The organism is Citrobacter amalonaticus, from assembly GCF_037053465.1.
Taxonomy (GTDB): Bacteria; Pseudomonadota; Gammaproteobacteria; order Enterobacterales; family Enterobacteriaceae; genus Citrobacter_A; species Citrobacter_A amalonaticus_H.
The window spans coordinates 34836-57226 of sequence record NZ_JBALIF010000013.1 but is presented as its reverse complement, the minus strand read 5'-3'; the positions used below and the strand labels follow the sequence as shown (position 1 = coordinate 57226).

General features: G+C 53.1%; 26 protein-coding genes. 7 read left to right on the top strand and 19 right to left on the bottom strand.

Annotation, left to right across the window (positions count from 1 at the left end; translation table 11 throughout):
* Window positions 1–120: 120 nt before the first annotated feature.
* The 9 genes from WB371_RS18640 to WB371_RS18600 form a co-directional block, all read right to left on the bottom strand.
* A complete protein-coding gene (locus WB371_RS18640) occupies window positions 121–375 on the bottom strand; it encodes a hypothetical protein (RefSeq protein WP_336221525.1) in 255 nt (84 codons plus the stop codon).
* Window positions 376–478: 103 nt separating this feature from the next.
* Window positions 479–2716 carry a DEAD/DEAH box helicase family protein gene (locus tag WB371_RS18635; RefSeq protein WP_336221524.1) on the bottom strand — a complete coding sequence of 746 codons (2238 nt, stop codon included), beginning with the start codon at window positions 2714–2716 and terminating at the stop codon, window positions 479–481.
* A 79-nt stretch (window positions 2717–2795) separates the two neighbouring features.
* A complete protein-coding gene (locus tag WB371_RS18630; protein ID WP_336221523.1) occupies window positions 2796–3059 on the bottom strand; it encodes a hypothetical protein in 264 nt (87 codons plus the stop codon).
* A 29-nt stretch (window positions 3060–3088) separates the two neighbouring features.
* Complete coding sequence (locus tag WB371_RS18625) at window positions 3089–3391, bottom strand: hypothetical protein (protein ID WP_336221522.1); 303 nt, start codon at window positions 3389–3391, stop codon at window positions 3089–3091.
* A 52-nt stretch (window positions 3392–3443) separates the two neighbouring features.
* Window positions 3444–4547, bottom strand: coding sequence for a DUF6094 domain-containing protein (locus WB371_RS18620; protein WP_336221521.1), 1104 nt, complete (start codon window positions 4545–4547; stop codon window positions 3444–3446).
* Between the two features lie 70 nt (window positions 4548–4617).
* Entirely contained in the window at window positions 4618–5238 is a 621-nt protein-coding gene (locus WB371_RS18615) for a hypothetical protein (protein ID WP_336221520.1), read from the bottom strand.
* A gap of 76 nt (window positions 5239–5314) precedes the next feature.
* On the bottom strand, window positions 5315–5971 hold the full coding sequence (locus tag WB371_RS18610) for a DUF3275 family protein (protein ID WP_336221519.1): 657 nt from the start codon (window positions 5969–5971) through the stop codon (window positions 5315–5317).
* A gap of 83 nt (window positions 5972–6054) precedes the next feature.
* Window positions 6055–6468 (bottom strand): DUF3577 domain-containing protein, encoded by a 414-nt coding sequence (locus tag WB371_RS18605; RefSeq protein WP_336221518.1) that lies wholly within the window; start codon window positions 6466–6468, stop codon window positions 6055–6057.
* A gap of 336 nt (window positions 6469–6804) precedes the next feature.
* The gene (locus tag WB371_RS18600; RefSeq protein ID WP_336221517.1) at window positions 6805–7689 is read right to left on the bottom strand and encodes a LysR family transcriptional regulator; all 885 of its coding nucleotides are present in this window, start codon (window positions 7687–7689) and stop codon (window positions 6805–6807) included.
* Between the two features lie 93 nt (window positions 7690–7782).
* Here WB371_RS18600 and WB371_RS18595 point away from each other — a divergent pair, with 93 nt between their 5' ends.
* Entirely contained in the window at window positions 7783–8787 is a 1005-nt protein-coding gene (locus WB371_RS18595; RefSeq protein ID WP_336221516.1) for a nitrilase family protein, read from the top strand.
* Between the two features lie 128 nt (window positions 8788–8915).
* Here WB371_RS18595 and WB371_RS18590 read toward each other — a convergent pair whose 3' ends face one another.
* From WB371_RS18590 to WB371_RS18545, 10 genes are all read right to left on the bottom strand, one after another.
* Entirely contained in the window at window positions 8916–9284 is a 369-nt protein-coding gene (locus WB371_RS18590) for a DUF3085 domain-containing protein (protein ID WP_336221515.1), read from the bottom strand.
* 27 nt (window positions 9285–9311) lie between these two features.
* Entirely contained in the window at window positions 9312–9533 is a 222-nt protein-coding gene (locus WB371_RS18585) for a hypothetical protein (protein WP_336221514.1), read from the bottom strand.
* 213 nt (window positions 9534–9746) lie between these two features.
* A complete protein-coding gene (locus WB371_RS18580; RefSeq protein ID WP_336221513.1) occupies window positions 9747–10754 on the bottom strand; it encodes a phosphoadenosine phosphosulfate reductase family protein in 1008 nt (335 codons plus the stop codon).
* A 126-nt stretch (window positions 10755–10880) separates the two neighbouring features.
* Complete coding sequence (gene ssb / locus WB371_RS18575) at window positions 10881–11282, bottom strand: single-stranded DNA-binding protein (RefSeq protein ID WP_336221512.1); 402 nt, start codon at window positions 11280–11282, stop codon at window positions 10881–10883.
* 16 nt (window positions 11283–11298) lie between these two features.
* A complete protein-coding gene (locus WB371_RS18570) occupies window positions 11299–11787 on the bottom strand; it encodes a DUF3158 family protein (protein WP_336221511.1) in 489 nt (162 codons plus the stop codon).
* Window positions 11771–12601 carry a PFL_4669 family integrating conjugative element protein gene (locus WB371_RS18565; RefSeq protein WP_336221510.1) on the bottom strand — a complete coding sequence of 277 codons (831 nt, stop codon included), beginning with the start codon at window positions 12599–12601 and terminating at the stop codon, window positions 11771–11773. Before WB371_RS18565 ends, WB371_RS18570 begins: the two co-directional genes overlap by 17 nt.
* 282 nt (window positions 12602–12883) lie before the next feature.
* Window positions 12884–13090 (bottom strand): TraR/DksA family transcriptional regulator, encoded by a 207-nt coding sequence (locus WB371_RS18560; RefSeq protein WP_336221509.1) that lies wholly within the window; start codon window positions 13088–13090, stop codon window positions 12884–12886.
* Window positions 13083–13676 carry a DUF2857 domain-containing protein gene (locus WB371_RS18555; protein WP_336221508.1) on the bottom strand — a complete coding sequence of 198 codons (594 nt, stop codon included), beginning with the start codon at window positions 13674–13676 and terminating at the stop codon, window positions 13083–13085. The genes WB371_RS18560 and WB371_RS18555 overlap by 8 nt, the downstream gene beginning before the upstream one ends.
* On the bottom strand, window positions 13673–15112 hold the full coding sequence (locus WB371_RS18550; RefSeq protein WP_336221507.1) for a ParB family protein: 1440 nt from the start codon (window positions 15110–15112) through the stop codon (window positions 13673–13675). Before WB371_RS18550 ends, WB371_RS18555 begins: the two co-directional genes overlap by 4 nt.
* Window positions 15105–15326: an AlpA family transcriptional regulator gene (locus WB371_RS18545; protein ID WP_336221506.1), complete on the bottom strand. Its 222-nt coding sequence runs from the start codon at window positions 15324–15326 to the stop codon at window positions 15105–15107. The genes WB371_RS18550 and WB371_RS18545 overlap by 8 nt, the downstream gene beginning before the upstream one ends.
* A gap of 717 nt (window positions 15327–16043) precedes the next feature.
* Here WB371_RS18545 and tssB point away from each other — a divergent pair.
* The 6 genes from tssB to hcp are packed head-to-tail and all read left to right on the top strand — an operon-like array spanning window position 16044 to window position 22327.
* Complete coding sequence (tssB, locus tag WB371_RS18540) at window positions 16044–16538, top strand: type VI secretion system contractile sheath small subunit (RefSeq protein ID WP_336221505.1); 495 nt, start codon at window positions 16044–16046, stop codon at window positions 16536–16538.
* 17 nt (window positions 16539–16555) lie between these two features.
* Complete coding sequence (gene tssC, locus WB371_RS18535) at window positions 16556–18106, top strand: type VI secretion system contractile sheath large subunit (protein WP_336221504.1); 1551 nt, start codon at window positions 16556–16558, stop codon at window positions 18104–18106.
* A gap of 12 nt (window positions 18107–18118) precedes the next feature.
* A complete protein-coding gene (gene tssK, locus WB371_RS18530; RefSeq protein WP_336221503.1) occupies window positions 18119–19456 on the top strand; it encodes a type VI secretion system baseplate subunit TssK in 1338 nt (445 codons plus the stop codon).
* Window positions 19453–20118, top strand: a complete 666-nt coding sequence (gene tssL / locus WB371_RS18525; RefSeq protein ID WP_336221502.1) for a type VI secretion system protein TssL, short form — start codon at window positions 19453–19455, stop codon at window positions 20116–20118. Before tssK ends, tssL begins: the two co-directional genes overlap by 4 nt.
* A complete protein-coding gene (locus tag WB371_RS18520) occupies window positions 20115–21821 on the top strand; it encodes an OmpA family protein (protein ID WP_336221501.1) in 1707 nt (568 codons plus the stop codon). Before tssL ends, WB371_RS18520 begins: the two co-directional genes overlap by 4 nt.
* Window positions 21822–21835: 14 nt before the next feature.
* A complete protein-coding gene (gene hcp, locus WB371_RS18515) occupies window positions 21836–22327 on the top strand; it encodes a type VI secretion system effector Hcp (protein ID WP_042716788.1) in 492 nt (163 codons plus the stop codon).
* The last annotated feature ends 64 nt before the right edge of the window (window positions 22328–22391 follow it).

The following is a 22391-nucleotide window of genomic DNA, read 5'->3' as shown; positions in this document are numbered from 1 at the left end:
GCCCGAACGGGTTGGGAACCCCATGTGGTACGGGAAGGAAATGCAACATCAGAGTAATGAGGGGCGTGTTATTCAGACAGGGGAAACTGTTTTCCGGGAAACAAGTTAAACCGGGAAGACTCAGATACGGGACCATGCCACCTGACGGGCAAATTTGACCAGTTCAGGGTGGTACAAATGAAGCTCAAACGCGCCGACTTCCGACCAGCGGTGAATACGTACCGTATTTTCGTCATAGCCGCAATCGACAAGCCACCAGGTCAGAAGTGCGTCAAAATCAGTAATTAATTCGTCAATAATATAGGCCTGGTATTCAGCCAGAAATTGATTGTTTTCACGTTCAGTACCTGAATGTTCTGTTAATGACTGTTCCATAAATAACCTCATCGTTAATAAAAAGTGTGGGTGGTTTCCGCAAAAGCAGAAACCACCCGCAGTGAGTGGATAAGAAGAGTGAGAAGGTAACGGGAAGAGGGCGTTATGCGGCCAGTTGCTTCGCGAGGGCAATTTCAACAGAGTCGCCGTCAGAGTTGAGAATATCCAGTCCGGATTCAGGTACATCACCAGCGGTGCTTTGCGCCACGGTGATTTTCCGTGCCATCAAATCCAGGCAGGCCATCTGGGAACTTCCGGCATAGCCGAGATAAATAATCCTGACCGCCTGTTTCTGGCCGATACGCCAGGAGCGGCGGGCGGCCTGCAACAGCGTGTAGACGTTAAAGCCAGTCTGCATAAACACAATGGTCGGAAATTCCAGCAAGTCCAGCCCGGTTTTTACCAGCTCAGGGTTGGTGACAATGACGTCAATCCCTCTGTCCACCTGCTCTGCCACCCAGTCCTCCCGTTGTTCAGGCGACACGGTGGCGCGCAGAACGGCGGTTTTCAGTCCGGCCTGCGTCAGCAGGGCTTTCAGTCGTGAGGTGGTATCGCGGGTGCCGCTGTAGGTGGAGTATGCCAGCACCTTCCGGCCTGTTGCTTTCTCCTCCAGACAGATGTTTATCAGTTCCCGCTCTTTCGGAGTGGCCTGCATATCGGCAAACAGCGACGGGACAAATGCCAGCGTGGCGCGGGTACGTGGATGCTTCACCGTCTCCGGGCGGAAACAGCACTCCGGCCAGGCCAGCAGGACATTGAGCACCACGCCGAGCAGCGTGTTATCACGTTTGGCCAGTGCCTGGCGCAGCAGGGTGGTCAGTGTGCCGGACAATCCCTGATAAGCATCGCGTTGTCCTTCTGTCATTGCGACTTCCCGGAACTCTTCCTGATAGGGTGGCAGCACGCCGCTTCCCAGGTCTTTGAGCTTCAGAAAGACGGTATAGGGCAGCAGGCAGCGCAACACGCCTTTGGGGCCGAACCCCGGCGCTTTTGAGACGCGGGTTGAGGTTTTTTTACCCTTCGCGGTTTTATGCACTTCGTCGTTGCTTTCAGAGATAATCTCCTTCAGTACGCCGTGGTCGCGCATAAACTGCATGGCGGCGGCAGTCAGACTGCCGTTGCGTCCGGGTTTATAGCCCTCTTCGAGCATGCGTCGGGTGAGGATGCGGAAAAGGAGATAAAAGAGGTCATCCGCGTAGCCCCCCATCAGCGTACCGGTCAGCAGGAGAATTTTCCGGGCATGTGACGCGAGAACGCCCATCGCCTGGCCCTGAGCGGACGAACCGCCTTTGTATTCATGCCCTTCATCCACCACCATCAGATCGAAGGTGTTTTTGGGTAAATAACGCTTGATATACTCGCTGGCCTGGTAATTCCCCTCGCCGAAGCCGAACTCCATGTTCGCCATTGCGCGCTCCATACGCTGTGCCTGGCGGTCGGAAAAGACCATTTCGCCACCTCCGTCCATCAGATTAATAAACTCGTACAGATTGTCGCCCAGCATGGAGGCCAGAAAGTCGGTTCCGAAGGTTGAGGTCAGCTTCTTCGCCGTCGCATCGCCAATTGTCGGGATACGTTGCAGCGCTTTACTGACCATCCGGGCCTGCAAATCCCCTGAGATGACGCCCGGGCGCATCAGCGTCCACAGTGGTGTGCGGCAATGGGAACATTTGCGGTTTTTCTCTTCAAGTCGGATAAGGCTGGCCGGAAGCCAGTTACCGTCAGTGTCGGTAATACGCCGCCCGCAGTCCGGGCAGACGGCAAACGGGATTCCCCCCTGACGGCGGGTGGCAAACGCGGGTCGCCAGTGATAACCCATGCGCATCCGCACCCGACCCAGAATAAAAAACTCGGGGCCGGTGGCGGGCGTATGGAACTGTTCGCGCAGGGCCATCAGTTTTACCAGCGTGTCAGGGCCGTTAAGTACCCAGACGCGGGCGTTACTGACCGTTTCCAGTATTTCCCGACGCCATTTGTAGACCAGATGCGGCGGAGAGAGAACCAGCGTGCGGCGGTAGCCTTCCGGGTACAGCACGGCGGCGGTAGCGATAGCTAGTAGCGTCTTTCCGCAGCCCATTTCACCATTGATGATGGCGGCATGTTCACCGCGATCGACAAGAAGTCGCGTAACTGCCTGCACAACCTCAGTCTGTGCCGGAAAGGGCGGGCGCTTTAACGCATCCATGACGGACTGGCGTCTGATGTCAGGTATGCCGTCGTAGACAGGGGGATTAGAGCGGTTTAGTGAGTCGAGCAGACTGTCGCCAAATTCGTCAATAAAGGCGTTCAGCGGCAGAACGGTGGGTTCAGGAACTGAGGATGATAGTTGATTTGTGGTCATGGTCATATTCCTTAAAAAAACGGGACAGACCACGCCCCGGCGGGGATGCTGTCCCGCGAGGGTGAATACAGAGGGTGAGTTATGCCAGTGGCAGAATAATGAGCGTGATTCCCGCTCTGGTTGTGATCCAGATGGTTATGTCGGGAGTAACCTGATGGACGGATAAAATGTGGCCGTTACCCTTTTCAAGTGATTCGATATTTCTGGCCCTTTCGGACTCGCTGATATCGCCCCAGTCACCGTTCAGATGTTTATGGACAAAGGGGCCGAAGTTAATCCCTTGTGCCATCAGGGACTCGACAGTCGGAGTGACGCGTACTTCGGTTGAGTGAACTTTAATCATAAGACTGTCCTCTGGATTGAGAAAAGGATTCAGGCATGAACGGAAATAACGGTTTCACTGCGGTCTGCGCAGGTGCTTATTACAACCATGCGTATGCCGCTGTAAGGGTGAAAATAACAGGACAGCAAACTATTGTTATATTCCAGTGCATATCTGTTGGTCAGGCGGGCTTTACGGGGAATATCACCCCAGTCTGCCGTCGTGTGCCTGCGTAACAACTGTTGCAGTGCATCTGAGCTGAGTTTGTTATCATCATCATCCAGCAGAATATTGCCGCAGGAGAACGATGTTTTGTGCGTAAAAGCCGGAAGGTTAATAAGGCGAAGTTTCATGATGAAAAATCCTTAGTCTGTTCATTCAGCAGGTGAGTTAATTCATTGCAAATCAGCGAATGGAGAGTAATTCACCAAAAGTGTCTGCACCGGGTGTCATATCCCAGGCGGAAATTGCCGGAATAAACTGGTCGGTCATCGTGATGGTTTCACTGATATTCCCGTCATCATCTTCGGTGAATTCTGTTTTGCGGTCCTTCACCTTGTAGGTGTCGCCGCGTACAACCAGTGTGCGGCCAGCTGGTGAAGTAATAACACCGGTGATCGCGCCAGCAGCAAGCGCCAGTGCCAGATGCCAGCGGGAAAGCTGACAGGCCGGAGGACGGGGGAGCTGGGGCTGAGCGCAGAGTTGTGTGGAGAAGGAAGGCCAGAGTCCGTTAACACGCTGAATTTCCTCAGCAAGCTGTACCGGTTCTATTGTCACCCGGTAGAAATGTTGCAGCGCCTGCCGGGCAACGGGAACGCGGTAAGGTACAGACCAGGCTTCGGGTAACGATACGGCGGTTTCATCACCTTTTCCGACAGCGACTAATGTCTGATAAACCTGTTTGACACTGGCGATATCCTGTCGGTGCTGGCGAATACGCCGCCCGAACAGCACCACCTGTTTAAACTGATCCGTTGCCGCAGAAAATATCTGCACATCCGCCAGGCTGTTTGCCAGCCAGCCGGAAAATTCCCTGTCCAGGGTGTAATACGGTACGATCAGCACCAGAATGCCGTTGTACATCAGGCTGTCTGTCGCGCGCCGGTAGAATTGTTTCTCCAGCCGGGCGCGACCCTTTTTATCTGCAACAGGTTCGTTGTCTGTAACCAGATCGCCATAGGGCGGGTTGAGAAACAGTAGCGAAAATGCCTGCTGCGAAATAATGGTATCCATTAAATCACTGTGCAGCGTGATATCAGCCATCGTAGCGCAGTGAGCGGCACGTTCAGCATCGTATTCCACGGCGTAAGCCTGAGCCTGTTCGCCCAGGTGGCAGGCGATTTCAGTGATGGCAACGCCCTCACCGGCACAGGGATCAAGTAAGCGAATGGCACCATTTGTCTCTTCAGGCGCCAGTGCCGCAAGGATACGCTCCAGCGTGGCTTCATCGGTGGGAAAGTAGCCATTGCGCACGAAATTGCGCGCAAGGCGGGGAAACATCAGAGCCATAGTGTGTTTTCCTTAAAAAAGAATGAGAAACCGGAACGTACCTGTGCGACAGGTACGTCCGTGAGAGCCATCAGGCGGCGCGAAGGGAGTGATGACTGACGTCAACAGGACGGGGCGTGGTGGGCAGTTCCCCGGTGATAATGGCTTCACTGATTAGCGAAGTTAGCCGGGCAGTGTCCAGTACAAGCTGCCAGCCAGCGAGATCGCCATATCCCGATAACGGGACCAGCATCTGTGATGCCTGCAGCAGGGTGAGGATCCTGTCACGCCAATGTGCCAGCAGAGGCAGTGTGGTGGTTTCATTCAGCAATGCCCAGGCACGCTCACACCAGTGCGGATCGTCGCGCTGAAGCAGCAGAAAAGCCTGGCCGTTTGCCCGGTCGGGGACGCAGCAGCGTTTATCAAACAGCCAGAGATTCACCAGCGTACCGAAGCGGGTTTGTGGGTGCCGGGAGGAGAATTTATCCAGATTGCCGGTACCAGGGAACAGCGAATGCTCGTGGAGGGCATCATCGATTAGCGTCAGTTGCGACAGTGCATCTTCATTTTTGAGCGTCAGTCGCGCCAGCAATTCCTGAATGGCCGTATCCCGGCCCCACAGGGAAAGAAACACCAGTGAGCGACGCTCATCACAGACGTAGCCATCTGCCATGATGTGGGGGATTTCGTTAAGTTGAAGCAGTGTTGTCACGGGAAAACTCCTTAAAAAACGGGGTTTTCCCAGCCGGGAAAACCCGACAGTGGGTGAGTGATATCTGGTTCAGGGATCAGTGCAGCGTGGCGTCGGCAGCCGGAGCTGATTTGACAAAGTGTTGTTCCTGCGCGATGAAATCATAGCCCAGTTGGGTCAGCCGGGCTTTCTGCTGGCGCAGTACCTGGCGGGACACGGTGGCATCCAGTTTTACCACATCCCCCAGCGGCCAGAGTGAGCCAAACAGGGTCTGATCCCCCGCTTCCTGTTCAGCAGGGCTGGGTACGGTAAATTGTGGGCGCTTTGTGCCTCTGGTGTCAGGCGTTTTTTCAGCCGGAGCCGACTGTGCTGCCGGTAAATCAGCCTGTTCCTGCGCCGGTTTTGCCGGAGCGGGTGTTTCTTCTTCCATCGGATCGTTTACTGGTGGAATGACTTTGCGCTCATCATCCGGCGTCAGGTCGTTGTTGCTGGCAATCTTCATGGCATCCAGGCGTACACGAATTTCAGAACCTGAGTTCGCGCCGTAGCTCCATGAATGCATGAAAACTTTACCGATAATAAACTGGCCTTCATAAGTACCGGCGCTGTACTGTTCCAGTTCCCGATCTTTTACCGAGAAACTGCCGATGCTGGTTTCCAGCAGGCCAACGTTAAAGGCACCGTTGCGGCCATTGATGGTTTTAACCACCAGTTTACCGATGACCATTACCGGGCTTTGGGTACAGGTGTTCATAGCATTAATTCCTGAGTAAGAAAAAGGTAGGCAGGAGAATAAAAACCATCGGTTTCTACTCTCCCGAAAAGGCGTGACCAGGATCAGGCATCGGCAGAAGCATTCTCACCGGGTTTTTCACGGTAAACTTCATGCCCGTTAATTTTAATCAGGGTGATTTTAATCAGACGGCCTTTCAGACCACAGCCGGACTGACCTTTTTTCTCACCTTTCTCGTAGGTGAAGCATTCGGGGTAAATATCACCAATATTAAAGGAGATAAGGACTTTATCTTTACGCGCCAGGGCATCCTGGCAACTTTCGAGGAGTTCAACGGCACGATCGTTATAAACCCGGACATCAATATAGGTATATTCGGGTTCATCGGTGGTGCCGCGTAACGCCGCAATCGTGCAGGCCAGAAACGGCTTTGCCTTTTTGGGCGTCACGGTACGCAGGCGGTTAACATAACCAATACCACGGGTGTGCAGATCAAAGTATTTACGTTCTTCGTTCATGGTGTGTCTCCGGAGGATTAACGCGGCGGAGACATCCCGGCGGGAAGTCTCTCCCGCAGGGGTAAAGGGTGTTGAGGGTTAAAGGATGACGGCGTCATACCGGAGTATGTTGCTCATTTGCAGCCGTATTGAGCATCGGGGTGGGCATAACACTGAAGCGTGGACAGCTTGCAGCCCGGCTGTCTGGGCCCATCGCACGGATGGATTTAAGCAGGCTCAGTAAACAACGATGATCTTTAGCCGAAAAGCTAAAACTGTTTTTCTGTCCGGGAAATTAATAGCCTCAGTAAGCGTCACATACAGGCTGTATTGCGGTGTTACCTGACACGTGTGGTTTTATCCCTGGTTAAGTGTTGCCGACTCTGTTACCACGATATTCAGAAAATTATCTCTTATGGGATCATTTATCCGTGAATTCCAGGCAATACCTGTCTGCCACGTCGTATAGTCGCCTTCCAGAGCCATAAGATTTACCCGTGATGGCAGGATATGCCGGACACTTTCGGGCAAAAGCGCCACGCCATCTCCCGCCGCCACGAGCGCCAGCAGGGTCTGAATATCATCGGCCGCTGCCACTTTTTTGGGAGATAAATGATGCGACGTAAGGAAACGGGATGTCTGTGCTGATAACCCTTCGCCACGGTCTGGTGAAAGCTGAAGAAGCTGGCTGTTTTCAATCAGTTTCAGGACATTCTCTGAACCAGCAGAGCGGTCGGAAGCCACGGCAAGAACCAGTTTCTCTTCTGTCAGTACCTGACTTTGCAGTTTTTCAGAAACAGGCAGACGCACAAATCCGGCCTGAAGATTACCTTCGAGCAACGCCTGGCATTGTACTGTCGAAGGCATATCGTTAAGAAAAACCTGCACATCAGGAAACAAGCTACGAAAAACAGCCACTTTTGCAGGAGCCATTTGAAAGGATGAAATACCAAACCCGAGAATAAGCTTTCCTGCTTTTCCCTTCTGAATATCTCCCGCCTTATTAAGAAATTTTTCATAGCATTTCAAAACTTCGCGGGCTTCCGGAAGCAATTGCTCTCCTGCGATAGTCAGTCTTGCACCAAGCCGGTCACGCTGAAAAAGAGTGACGCCGCAGAGATATTCAAGCACCTGGATCTGTTTTGTCAGTGCGGGTTGCGTCACACAAAGTTTTTCCGACGCGGAACGATATCCTCCTGATTGGGAGAGGGTCACAAATGCACGCAGTAGCTTTATATCCATTCCAGTCAGTTATCAAATGAGGAGAAATTCTGATTATACATGCTTATCTTCTGTCTGCTGGAATAAGGCTCCACATTAATGAGGATAAACATCATGGAAATGAGCATTCGGGTGGCTTCTGTTCAGTTTTGCCACCGCGCCAGCGATAAGCCGTATAACCTGGCCGTAATGGAAAAATTCATCGCCGAAGCCTGGCAGGAAAATGTCCAGATTTTAGCCTTCCCGGAAATGTGCATTACCGGATACTGGCATGTTCCCGACCTCAGTAGCCAGGCGTTGAATGCCCTGGCTGAACGGGCAGACAGTAGCCCCTCGCTGGATATCATCACCGGGTTTGCGAAAAAATATCACATGGCCATCGGTGCCGGGTTTATTGAAAAAGGTGCTGATGGAAAACTATATAACGCTTATGCCGTCTGCATGCCTGACGGTGAGCGACATATACACCGGAAGTTGCATGCGTTCGAACATCCGGATATTGCCCGGGGTAATGACTTTACGGTCTTCGACACCCCCTGGGGAGTACGCATTGGGATCCTTATTTGCTGGGATAACAATCTTGTTGAAAATGCACGCATTACCGCGCTGATGGGAGCCGATATTCTGATTGCCCCGCATCAAACTGGTGGGACGAATTCACGCAGTCCCCTTGGCATGAAGCCTGTTCCGGTCAGTCTTTGGGAAAACAGGCACAGGGATCCGGAAGCACTTAAATCGGCATTCCAGGGGGACAGTGGGCGGGGCTGGATAATGCGCTGGTTACCTTCACGAGCACATGATAACGGATTTTTCATCCTGTTCAGCAATGGCGTAGGACTCGATAATGGCGAGGTCCGTACAGGTAATGCCATGATTCTTGATCCATATGGAAGGGTTGTCAGCGAAACGGACTCATTCCAGGATGCGATAGTATTTGCAGATTTGGAGCTGGAGTTATTATCTATGTCTACAGGGCGACGGTGGATTCATGGACGACGGCCTGAACTGTACAATATTTTGAGCGAATCTCAGGGCTATGAGCGCGATGCCAGAACGGCAAGGTTCTCAGAGGATATCCCTTCTTTCAACGTTGGAGGGGATGAAGGGAAAGATCAATAAATTCACAGGTTCAAACAACGTATCTTCGCCCGTAGGTGCGTTGTCTTTAACATCTGACTACCTTTATGAAAGACTGAAATAGTGAATTCATGAAAAATCCCCTGCCATAAAATGACAGGGGATACGTGTTACTTACTACGGGAACTCATTCTGAACTGTGTGGGCGTAAAGACAACCAGGAGATCCCTGTTGTTATCGACCACGTCACTGAGTGCGGCGTTGTCTGATTCTATCGTTTCGCAAAAGTCATCACCGCCGCAGATCTCACGCAGGTTTTCGTACCAGTCATCAAATTCAGCGCGATCCGGATCAAAGCCCTCTGCATAAGAGAGCGTTAATCGTTTTTGCGTTTGCGGATCGAAACCACCGTCTTCTGACATCATATAAAGACCGTGATCTTTGACAAGAAGAACCGGACAATGGTTTTTCCTTGCCTCAAGAATAACAGGGATGAGTGTTTCAGCTTTGAAGGTGACACTACCAGTATGTTTTATCATGATTATTTCCTTTATCAGGGAAGTTATTCAGTCGGAGAAGATAAGATCCAGTTCGTATATTTGCTGATGCAATGCAGAGCAGGTTTTTCCGGCAGTTCGTAATATCTGCCCGGCAAGACCATGCGTCAGACTGGTGCTGTTCCAGCGATATTTTTGCTCCAGCAGTTTTATTCGCTGGTAGAGTTCATGCATATCATTCGACAGTGCGGCAATATCCTGCCGCAACTCGTCGTGACCTGAATAATTCATAAGTGGTCCTTTCTCTTTTGTGAAAATTAAACGACGGTACGGCATGCATCTGTTTTCAGTCGTTTGCAGATGTGAGGGAGTGAGCGTCACTGTTGTGGGTAATTTTCAGCTCGTATTACCGGGCGCCCTGCGGGCAGTTAATGCCCTCCCATTGAATGAAAAAAGCAACAGGAGGGGCAGGGGGAACTCATTATTCACGGAGAATAATTCAGTTTATTCGCAGATACCGGTGTAGATGCCGTAACAGGGCTGGCTGTCATTAATTGCCGCGATCTCGTCAAACAGCTTTCCGCCGTGCAGGGAAAATGCCCAGTCCCGGTAGGTATTAATACCGTGGCTGGTGAGTGTGATTTTGCGGATATCCCGCTCCGCTTTATTCGGGTCGCGGGTGGAAGGAAAAAAAGTGGAGTTTCCGCGTGTGGAGCAGTCCGCCACAATCTTCTCCCATTCTGCCACCCGCTGAATTTGTTCCGGGAAGCGCCGGAATATCACGCCCAGCTCTTTTTTACGTGCGTGGATACAGGGCATACAACCGACACGGGAGCAACCCAGCCGGTACAGAGGATTGGGTGGAATGCCATGACGTTTCGCCAGCGCAAAAACCTCATCGTGCGTCCAGTGCAGTAGAGGCCGGTAGACGTGCAGTCCGGGCTGGTTGTCTGCATCCAGTTCCAGCGCCGGGAGTCTGGCGCGGCTTGCGGATTCCTGTGCCCGCACGCCCTGCCAGCTTATCACTTCGTAATACTGAGCCAGTAGCGGTTGAATAAGTTGTTCATCAATGGGGCGGTGCTTCAGTTCGAACGTGCAGAACCGGGCGCGCGTGGAAGGGAAACGCCCTTTAAGCATACACAGGTCAAGAAAGGGAATATCCCGGGGAAACAGTTGCTTCAGCGCTTGCGCAATGCGCTGTTCAGCGTCCGGCACCGAATAACCGTATTTTTTAACTAACTTTTCAGGCCAGACCGTCTGAATATAGGTGCGCTTATTGAGAATGCGTTGCTGAAAATCAGCCCGGACCCGAATAACCGGGCCAAGCTTCTGCTCCAGTAATGTAATATAATCATAAGTATATGGATGTTCATGGCCAATATCGGCAAAGACAACGGTGGCATCAATATTCTTTTCCCGGGCCAGTAACCATAATGCCAGCGAGTCTTTACCACCCGACAGACTGATAACGTGCCGGACTGAATCAGATGAAATAGGATTTTCAGGAAACATAATAATGGCCTCATTGTGATAAATGAGGCTCATTAATTAATGTTCAGAAAGACTCTGACCTGTATTAATTGAATATCAAAAAATAATGGCATCCTGAAGTGATGCCATTATTAATGTCAGTGGTGTTTATTCTTCGGTGTTATTGTTTTCTTCATCTGTATTATTCGGTTTTTCTGCATCAGGTTTACCCAGCATCTGCAACGTCCCGTTAATATCCACCACCACTTCGGTAGACTGGCGTTCTGCGCCAATGCTGTCATTCCATTTTCTTATTTGCAGTCGTCCCTCAAGATAAACCTGCATTCCTTTTTTCAAATGCATTGCGGCAATTTCTGCCAGCTTGTTATAAACCACAATCCGGTGCCATTGTGTTCGTTCTTTGGTTTCTCCGCTCTCTTTATCTTTCCATGACTCTCCGGTGGCGATGGAAAATACCGTGACGGGTTGTTTGTCGGCGGTATAACGCACTTCCGGATCCTGCCCGACAAATCCGATCAGGCAGACCTTATTTAAACCACGCTGGGCCATAATGTTATTTCTCCGGTTATTTTTTTGCAGGGAAGGGATATGCCGCAATATTTTCGGCATCCGTCATTTTTGCTGAGCATTCACGTATCTGGCGCTGAATAAATGTCGTCACCGACATCTGCATATTGAACACGATGCGATCCCGTTCAATCGCGAGCAGCGCATCGCGTACTGCCTGCGGCAGCGAGGCATCCTGCATCAGCGCCAGCCAGGCGGCAGTGCCGGAACGGTTGTTTTGCTGATTGCGCCAGCGCAGAAAGGTTGCACCAGAACGGGCTGGCCCACGGCAAAGGAGTAACGGTAAATATTGCAGGGGCCAGCGCCAGGCGCGATGGAGGATCAAAGTCTGTATCTGGTGCAGGGTCGCCGCCGCCTCTGTTGCATATCGCGCCAGAAGCACCGGCTCCCTTACCCTTAAAAGGCCTTTTAGCGAGCTTTCGTAAGCAAGCCAGTCGGCCCCGGTCAGCGCCCGGTATTCCGTTACTGAATCACTCCTCTGATTCATCGTCTTCCGCCTCTGCGGTAGTCAGCGGTGCCGGGACTGACGTTGTTTCAGCATCATCGCCGGAAGGGATATCTGGTGCAGATTCAGAAAATTCAGACGTTATAGCAGGCGCAGATGACTCATCTTCAGTCTGGCGCAGCGGCGGTGCCCAGGTGGAGCGGCGCGTACCGTCGAAAATATCTTCAGGAACCAGCCCGGCGCTCTCTTCTGCTGCAATGGCTCTGGCATTACCGTCGCGGATATCCTGCCGGGTGACAGGAATACGCCGGTATTTCTGGGCCAGCACCAGAATGCTGCGGATAAGATTGCCGCCGCGCTGACGCAGGTCGTTGAGTTCAACCCGGTTAATCAGCGCCATATGCTGGGCGAGCAGGGCTTTACGCATCAGTTCATCAAAATCCGTCAACAAATAAACTGCGATAAAACCCAGCTGTGAGCTGGCGAAAATCGGGAATCGTGCTGGCTGAATACTGGCGCAGCTTTCCACCGTCATCATTTCCGGTAGCAGGCTGAAGATACTTTTCATACTGTCAATAAGCGCGTTCATTTCTTCGCGTGCAGCCAGCAGACGCTCTTCAATACGCAGCATCCATAAATCGGCGTAGGGGTTATCCGTCAGCGAATCGAGTCTGATAATATTCATCAGATTGAGAAAGCGGGGGATCCCGATAATGCCGTGGATATTCTCTTCCGGGCTGGCCTGTCGTCCGGTCCAGGTGCGGGTGGCAAGATGGGTGTGTAGCTCGATAGTAATGGTGCTGCGTAATGGGCCGCTGGTAAGTATATAGGGGTGTTCAGTATCAGATTCGTTCATGGTGCGCTCCACAGATAAGATGGCAGACGTGGATAAAAATGCACTGGCAGAATCCGGTCAACAACGGGAAATCAGGTACAGAGGATAAAGGATATTTATTAGCTTTCGACGATTGAAATTATGACAACCGAGAGGTAAAACCTTAAATTATTACAGCTGTAATAATTTAAGGTTTTACCTTACAGCTCATATAGTCAGGGACTATCAAAAATATAATCATATGATTTTTATAATGTTACCTGGTCTTGCGACGCAGGGCCTCCTGCCCTGTCGCCATACCAGTTAAGGGCTGCGTTCCCTGGCGAGCTGGCAGTGGATGCACAACCTGACGCCAGGAATCAATTGCCGCCGTTTTTCAGGAATCGACTCTCCACAGTCCAGACAGTAATACTGCGATGGTGTAGGAGACGGCCTTTCCCGGGACTGAGCAATGAGTGTCTGGAGGTATTGTTCGTTGAATGCCTGGTCACGATCAACGTCATCAATCATGGCAGTTCTCCTCCTTTTCTTTCTCACATTGCATGATACGGTTCCATACCACTGTCAGAGTGAGTTCATCAGGGTGTGAACCCGGATGCTCCGGTGACTGCATTTCTTCGGTTATGCGCAGCATGGCATCCAGTGCATCCATAGAATACAGATTGGCCGGGCGCAGTTGCTCCCAGCGTCGCCATATACGGGCATCAATGTCCTCATCGGGTATCTGCGTTCGTCCCTGAGGAAGTGAGATCCCCTGTAACCGGCGGCGGGCACTGATTTCACCGGAAGAGAGGCCAAAGAAGTTATTCAGCAGTTCGATGGACCCGCCTAACTGGATAGCCCGGTGGATCCTGCTTTGCAGCAGGAGTTCCTGCCGGGCCTGTGCAAGGATCTGACGCAGATTCTCATGGTTTACCGTGACGTTCATAAACTGTGCGGATGCGCGACTGAGAACAAACAGTTCATCCAGTGACAGCGCATTGATGGCGTTAAGCTCATCGTAGGTGAAGCCCAGCGCTTCACAGTGGCGAATATTGCCTTCTTTCAGGGCATGCAGGGCATCGGTCAGGACAACAAAATTGAGTGTGGGGATCATGATATTACTCCTTCCTGCTGTTTTTCGTGCAGGCGGCGTAATGTGCGTATCAGCCGGAACAACTGGATCACGGTCATGTCATTAAGCAGAGCGGGTTGGGTGCTGTTTCCCGTCAGTAACTGGTGCCAGACCATCGCTCCCCCCGTCATTTTACCGGCCAGAAACGACAGGATCTGGAAGATAAGTCTGGCGTCTGCGGGGATCGTTTCTTCCGGAGTTGTGATGTCAAATCCGTTGTTTTCTGAAGGGCTAATCAGATTTTCCAGCCCGACAGTGGCGGCTACTTCCCATGCTGTTTGATCGGCAACGGAAGCCAGGCATTCGGGAGTGTCGGACAACGGATCGATTGTCCAGATGATGTCAGGGGCGGTATCTCTGTTGATGTTTTCTCCGGATTGTGGGCGAATACGCTGGTTGTCTTCCGGGGGAGGATTGAAAACAGACTGCTCCTCATGCTCTTTCGGCTCAGTATTTCCATCAGGAGGATCCCGGTGAGCCTGCACGGCTTCCGCCTGGATATCTCCGGGTAAACGGGATTGCTTCTCTTCTGAAGGTGAGGGGCAGGTCCGTTGCTGTGCGACCTCGGGGAGCGTGGGTTCAGCAACACCGAGCAACTGCTGTCGTTTCTGGCTGCGGTTGTCCGTTGCCAGCGCGACGGTATTATAATCAGTATTCAGCGCCTGGCTCATTAATCCGGTCAGCTCATCCCGGAGGTGATCGAACGAGAAACCCGCCAGTGGCCCATTAAAAGGTGACAGCGCGAGAGCGAAAATATCACTAAAAAAGGGCAATCCCGCTTTCCCGGCTGATTGCTGATGCCAGCACTGTTCAGCATTACTGCGTAACAACAGAATTTTTTCGACGCCCAGGCGAGAAAGGCCACCATACAGTACATCCGGGATGTGAGGTAACAGCAGTTCGACGGCTGATTCCATTTTACTGATATCGGACTGCGTAACCGGAAAACCATCATCACGTAATCGCTGTGCCAGTTGGGTTTGTGACAGCACGGCAGCAGAAGCGCGCTGATACAACTCTCTGGCGCGACAGACCCCAAGCGCACGCTCGATGAATGTCAGTGAACCACGCATTTCATTTTCAATCAGATGACCCAGCAGGCAGCACAGATTGCCTTCATCCACACTTTTTTCCTGTTGCCACGGGCGAAAAATACAGGCAACACTGCGGTATCTGTTGTCGCGGGTTTCCTGCCACAATTCATTGAGTATGGCCAGGCGCGTGTTGCCGCCGCCGGAGATGATATAAAACAGTTCTCCCGGACGTTGGGTGATATGCGGAGGGTGCTCCAGTCCCCGTAAGCGAATTGAGGCCTTTATTTTCTCATAATCCGGATTACGGGTGATTCTGGGGTTCATGTCAAACGGGCGTAAATCTTTAAGAGGGACGGTAATCAGCTTTTCAGGGAGATTAGTCATGGTTGTTGCTCCTGTGAGATGGGCGCAACGGTCTCAGGCTGAGTTTATGCTCAATCCATTCGTCAATTTCATTTTCAAGCCATGCCACACTTGCAGGGCCTATCTTAATGGACTGCGGAAAATGGCCTTCTTTCATCCATGCGTAGATTTGTGAGCGATGGAGTCCGGTTCTGGCCTCAACCTGTTTTATGCGCAGTAATTGGTACGGTGCCATCAGTCTCTCCGGTTCAGTCGGATGGGGAGAGCTTTATTACTCGTCAGTCAACGCTGAAAAAAGAATTAAATGAATTTCCAGTATGGGAATTAAAGTGAGGTGCTACATATTTAATTTTGTATTTGTCGGATGAATGTTTTCATTGCTGAAAATCGGCAATGAAAAACATGGTAACGTCTGGCGTGATTACCATTCATCACGTGAATGAAAAATGCATTTTCATCGTGTTTTCAGAATTCTTCATTTTCCTGGAACGGGTTTTGTTACTGAAGGAAAACTGTATGCAAATAATTAATGAGTATTGTGAGCATTTTGCAGGGTTTATTCCTAAAAGTTAATTGGTCCTATTTGGGGTTTTTGCGGAGTTTATTCTGATATGGCGCGGCCTTGCGCCACATTTGTTCAGGCATGATCACTTTTTGTTACTTTTTTCGACATTGAACGGATTCCTGTGAGGAATATTCTTTTCCGGAAGTTCACCTTCTGTTCTGTGCACAGGCAGCCTTTTTAGCTGAAATCGTATGTTGTCTGCCTTCCTGATATCGTTCTGTTTGTTGTGCCTGCCACTGTCCTTTTTTGGACTAAAATTCTGTGTAATGGTTTTGTTTTAGATCATTGATCTGAATCACCGATCTTTCGTAGTTATTTGCTCCATAATGCGATTTGTAAAGGCGTGTCAGTGATGACAGCTGAACATCTGACAGGAAGAGGGTGGATATGGCAAATTCGTTTCAGAATGAGATACCGAAAGCACGCGTTAACATCAAATTGGACCTGCACACAGGTAATGGGCAGAAGAAAGTGGAACTGCCGCTGAAATTACTGGTTACGGGGGATTTCAGTAATGGCCTGGAGCAGCGTCCGTTGTCTGAGCGGGAAAAGGTAGATATTAATAAGAATAACTTCAACAGTGTGTTAGAGAAATTTAACCCGTCGGTCAATATCGCTGTCCAGAATACCCTGGTCGGGGATAACAGCGAAGAAAATATCCGGCTTACTTTTAAAAATATAAAAGATTTCGAACCGGAGCAGGTAGCCAGACAGATCCCACAAATGAAGGCACTTCTTGCCATGCGCAGCCTGTTGCGCGATCTCAAATCTAACCTCCTGGATAATTCCACGTTCCGCAAAGAGCTGCAGACGATTCTACGTGACCCGGCGTTGAGTAATGAACTGCGTGACGAAATTGCCGCGCTTGCGCCAAAAGACTGACGGATAAAATAAGGAAGATGCTGATGTCTGTACAGAATGAAAATGCCTCGTCTGCAGGCGAAACCGTTGTGCTGGAACGTCCGGAAGCAGGGGGCGTTTACGCTTCTTTATTTGAAAAAATCAACCTGAAACCGGCTTCTCACCTGAGTGATATCAATACCTGGCAGGATGAAGCTGCGATGGCGGAAGCTGATGCGAACGAGCGTATCACCGCCGGGGTGCAGGTTTTTATGGACTGCATCCGCAAATCGGGCCAGCAGGTTGAGAAGCTCGACAAAACCTTAATCGATCATCATATTGCCGAACTGGATTATCAGATAAGCCGCCAGCTTGATGAGGTGCTTCATCATCCGGATTTCCAGGCGTTAGAGCGCCTGTGGCGCGGTCTGAAGCACCTGGTGGACAACACCGACTATCGCCAGAACGTGAAAACGGAAATTCTGGATGTCTCCAAAGACGACCTGCGTCAGGATTTTGAAGATTCGCCAGAGCTGATTCAAAGTGGATTATACTGGCATACGTATATTTCTGAGTACGATACTCCGGGCGGCGAGCCGGTTGCGGCGGTGATTTCGGCATATGAGTTTGATGCCAGTCCGCAGGATGTGGCGTTACTGCGTAACATTTCGAAAGTGTCCGCCGCCGCGCATATGCCGTTTATCGGCTCTGCCGGTCCTGCGTTCTTCATGAAATCCTCGATGGAAGAAGTGGCTGCTATCAAAGATATCGGCAACTACTTTGACCGTGCTGAGTACATCAAGTGGAAGTCCTTCCGCGACACCGATGATTCCCGCTATATCGGCCTGGTGATGCCGCGGGTGCTGGGCCGTCTGCCGTATGGCCCGGATACCGTACCGGTACGCAGCTTTAATTATATTGAGCAGGTGAAAGGCCCGGATCACGAGAAATACCTGTGGACCAGCGCGTCGTTTGCCTTTGCCGCCAATATGGTGAAGAGCTTTATTAATAACGGCTGGTGCGTGCAAATCCGCGGCCCGCAGGCCGGTGGTGCCGTGAAGGATCTGCCGATCCATCTTTACGATTTGGGCACAGGCAACCAGGTGAAAATCCCCTCTGAGGTGATGATCCCGGAAACCCGCGAATTTGAGTTCGCGAATCTCGGCTTTATCCCGCTCTCTTACTACAAGAACCGCGACTACGCCTGCTTCTTCTCGGCGAACTCCACCCAGAAACCGGCGCTCTATGACACTGCGGACGCGACCGCCAACAGCCGTATTAACGCGCGTCTGCCGTATATCTTCCTGCTGTCGCGTATCGCCCACTACCTGAAACTTATTCAGCGCGAAAACATCGGTACCACTAAGGACCGTCGTCTGCTGGAACTGGAACTCAACACCTGGGTGCGCAGTCTGGTGACCGAAATGACCGATCCGGGCGACGAGTTGCAGGCATCCCATCCGCTGCGCGATGCGAAAGTGGTGGTTGAGGATATCGAGGACAACCCGGGCTTCTTCCGCGTGAAACTGTACGCAGTGCCGCACTTCCAGGTGGAAGGGATGGACGTGAATCTGTCACTGGTGTCGCAGATGCCGAAGGCGAAAGCGTAGGGCGGAGGCGCGATGAAGACAGTACGACCACTGTGGGGGCGGGGCCAGATGGTCTCGCCACAGCATTTTCAGCAACAGGCGGCGCTTGCCGCCTGGTCTGCCGAGAGTATTGCGCGGATGGGGACGATGAATCCCTGGGGAATACAGAATGCGGAATTTGATACTGCGTTGCTGAAACAGGGGAAACTTAAGGCCAGTCATCTGTGCGTGCGTTTTGCCGATGGCACGTTCATTGATACCGACAATTCCGATCCTCTGCCATCCGTCCTTACGTTACCCGATCGCAGCGAACTGACGGTGGTGCTGGCACTGCCCCATGAACATGAAAATGGCGGCAACTGCCTGCAACCGGAGGAAAAAGCGGAACGTCCGGTGCGCTGGCGTCTCGGCTGGCGGGAAGTGCGTAACCGTTACGGCGACGACAGCCGCCAGATGGCGGTGATGCTGCCGGAACTGACGCTGCGACCGGCGGATGAGGATAACGGTAATTACCAGACGGTGCCGGTGGCCCGTCTGTTTCGTGACAGCCAGGGGAACTGGTCGCAGGACAGTGCCTTTATCCCGCCGCTGCTTGGCGTGCAGGCGAGTCCCTGGCTGACGGAACAACTGGAACAACTGACAGAGCAGCTACGCAACCGGCTGAAACGCCTGATGGCGATGCGCCGCGAGAGTAACGAGCGGATGGCCGACTTTGCGGTGGCGGATGTGTCACTGTTCTGGCTGCTGAATGCGCTCAACAGTGCGGAGCCGGTGCTGGGCCATTTCATGCTTCATCCACAGGTGCATCCCGAACGTCTGTACCAGGCGCTGGCGGGACTGGCGGGCAGCCTGTTGACCTTTTCCCTTGAGCATACCACTGCCGATATACCGGCATACCGCCATGAGCATCTGACGGCGGTCTTTCCGCCGCTGTTTGCCCTGCTGGAGGTGTTGCTGGAAGCCAGTCTGCCGTCACGGGTGGTGGCGATTGCACTTGAGCGTGACGACCGGCGTAAGCGCTGGCACGCCCGGCTGCATGACCCGCGCCTGCGGGAAGAGGCCGATTTTTATCTCTCGGTGCGTTCCCCGCTGCCGGTGGCGCAGCTGCTGGAGCAGTTTCCGGCGCAGTGCCGGACCGGCTGCCCGGACGAGGTTGACCGTATCGTTAACAGCTCTGAGCGGGGTGTACCGCTGAAGGCGATGACGCATGTTCCGGCGGCCATTCCGCTGCGCCTGGAGAATCAGTATTTCACCCTTGATATGACCCACCCGGCGGCGCAGGCGATGCTGGCGGAAGGACATTGCGTGTTTTATGTGCCCGGCCTGCTGGGCGAGCCGGAGCTTGAACTGTGGGCGGTGCTGCGTTCATGAAAACGAATATCGATACTGACGCCCTGCTGGCAGATGCCTGGCTGACGGTCACCGAGCTTCGTTACGGGGCAAGGCTCGCTGAAGGCGAAGGGGAAGTGCTCTGGCAGCGTTGCGTGAACGACATTGAACGGGTGATGAAACAGCTCGAACAGGCGGACGTCAGCGAGGCCAGCCGTCAGCACATTCTCTATGCCTGGTGCGCGCTGCTGGATGAAACCGCCAAGGGACGTGAAGGCGAGGACGATGCCTGCATCGTCTGGTATGACCGTCCGCTACAGGTGAAATACTTTGGCTCTATGGATGCGGGGGGCGAACTGTACGAGCGGATGCGCCAGGTTTTGCGCGAGCCCGCGCCGGATATGGCGGTACTCACCTGTTTTCACCGGGTACTGATGCTGGGCTTTAAGGGCAGTTATTCGCTGAAAGACTCAGCCCGCGAGCAGTTTGTCCGGGCGCTGGCAGAACGCGTGCCGCCGTTTGATTTCGCGCCGGACAGGCCGCTGCTGGCCCCGGTTTCAGGAAGTCACGGGCTGCGTGAATGGCTGCGCCACTGGCCGGTGTGCATCGGGCTGTCCGCCATCGTGGTGGCTGTGTTGTGGCTGGGGCTGAATCACTGGCTTGACGGGCTGGTGACCACGCTGCTGCAGGGAGCCGGAAAATGAGTCTGCGCGGGTCGCGTCTGTTATGGCTGTGGGGCGGGCTGCTCGCGGCGTTGCTGTGTCTGCTTTTCCTGCCGCTGACTGCCGGTGAACGCGGTTTTGCCATTCTGCTGATAATGATGATCGTGATTGCCGGTCTGGTTTCTGCCGGGCGTCGTCCGGGTGGATTACCGGAGGGTGAGCTTGGGCTGAACGACCTGCCGGAAGCGCCGTACCGTCTGCCTGTGGTGCTGGTCTGTGGCGACACGCCGGACTGGCCGGGGGAGGGTGCGGTTTACCGTACTGCGCAGGGCTGCTGGCTGAAGGTTTCCACTGCGCAACTGCAACAGACGGTACGCCATCTGCTTCGGGAGCGTCCGGAACTGGCTGCGCAACTGACGGTAATGGTCTGTGTTTGCCCGCAGCAGCATGACGACGAGACGGTGCTGACGGCACGGCTGCACGAACTGCGCTGGCAGCTTGCGCAGGTACGACGCGATACCCGGCGGACTGTGCCTCTGTTACTGACCAGTTCTGTTGCAGGCGCCTCCGTCACACAGATGCTGTGGCAGTCGCTGCGGGTGGGGGACGCGCCGCAGGTCTGGCAGGCAGATGAGGCTCCGTGCAGCGTCAGTCGCTGGATATCGCAGGATGATGCCGCCTTCCGCACGAGTGCTCAGGTACGGATAAACGCTCAGGCCCGTTTTATCGCGGAGGCGGTATTACCGGCGCTGACCGCAGAATCGCCGGATATGCCGCCTGCTGTGCCTGCGATGGTGTTGTACCAGCAGACACCATCAGTTGCCGCACCGATAATGTCGGACTCTCTGTGGTCGCGCTGGCTGGCCCGCCATACCACCCTGAAGTCGCTTCCGGGCTGGCTGCCCGGCACGGCATCACCGGACGATACGCCATTCCCGGATTTTATTCTGCCACTCCTGCCGCAGGGTGGCGGCATCACGCCGCGCAGCCGTTTCCTGCACCGGGCGTTCTGCCTGTTCACCCTCGCCGTGCTGGTTGCCCTGTGCAGCAGCGCGTGGAACAACCGCCAGTTGCTACACCGGCTCTCCTTTGATGTTGCGCAGTATTACCGGATTGCGATGACGGACACCGCCCCTAAGGCAAACGCGGTGGCCGTGCTGCGTAATGACGCGGCACTGCTCAATGACTGGTCGCGTAACGGCGAGCCGTTGCGTTACGGGCTGGGTCTGTACCGGGGAGAACGGCTGCGTCCGGCGGTGCTGGCAGCCATTAAGACTTATGTGCTTCCGCCGCCACCACCTCCTCCGGTGATTAAGCAGGTAATACAGGGGCCGCAGACAGTGCGCCTCGACAGTATGTCGCTGTTCGATACCGGAAAATGGCAACTGAAACCCGGCTCAACAAAAGTGCTGGTGAATGCGCTGGTCGGCATTAAGGCGAAGCCCGGCTGGCTGATTGTGGTGGCCGGACACACCGACAACACCGGCGATGACCAGTTCAACCAGCAACTTTCCCTGAAACGCGCCGAATCGGTGCGCGACTGGATGCGTGACACCGGTGATGTGCCGGAGAGCTGTTTTGCGGTACAGGGCTATGGAGAAAGTCGTCCTGCCGCCACCAATGACACTGTGGAAGGCCGGGAGCTGAACCGCCGTGTCGAAATCAGTCTGGTGCCGCAGGCGGACGCCTGTATGGCCCCGGCTCCACATAACGTCGCCGTAAACGGCGGCATCAATAAAAAGTAACTGAGGATTTAAGTATGGCAATTCCTGTTTATCTGTGGCTGAAAGACGACGGCGGTGCGGACATTAAAGGGTCTGTGGATGTCAAGGATCGTGAAGGCAGCATCGAAGTCGTCGCTCAGGAGCATAACCTGTACATCCCGACCGACAACAACACCGGCAAACTGACCGGTACGCGTATCCACACGCCGTTCCTGTTCACCAAGGAAATCGATTCTTCCAGCCCGTATTTGTACAAGGCGGTGACCACCGGGCAGACCCTGAAGTCGGCTGAATTCAAGTGGTACAAAATCAACGACGCGGGTCAGGAAGTCGAATATTTCAACACGAAGCTCGAGAACGTGAAGCTGGTGAAGGTCAATCCGAAGATGCACGACATCAAGGACCCGGCTTTTGAGAAGCACAACCATCTGGAGCAAATTGAGCTGCGTTACGAGAAAATCACCTGGACTTACAAAGACGGCAACATCATTCATTCCGATTCCTGGAACGAACGCGCCACGGCGTAAGCGGACAGCGGGCAGGGTTTTCTTTGCCCGCTTTCTTTATTTGCTCTTTGCATAACGCCTGTAC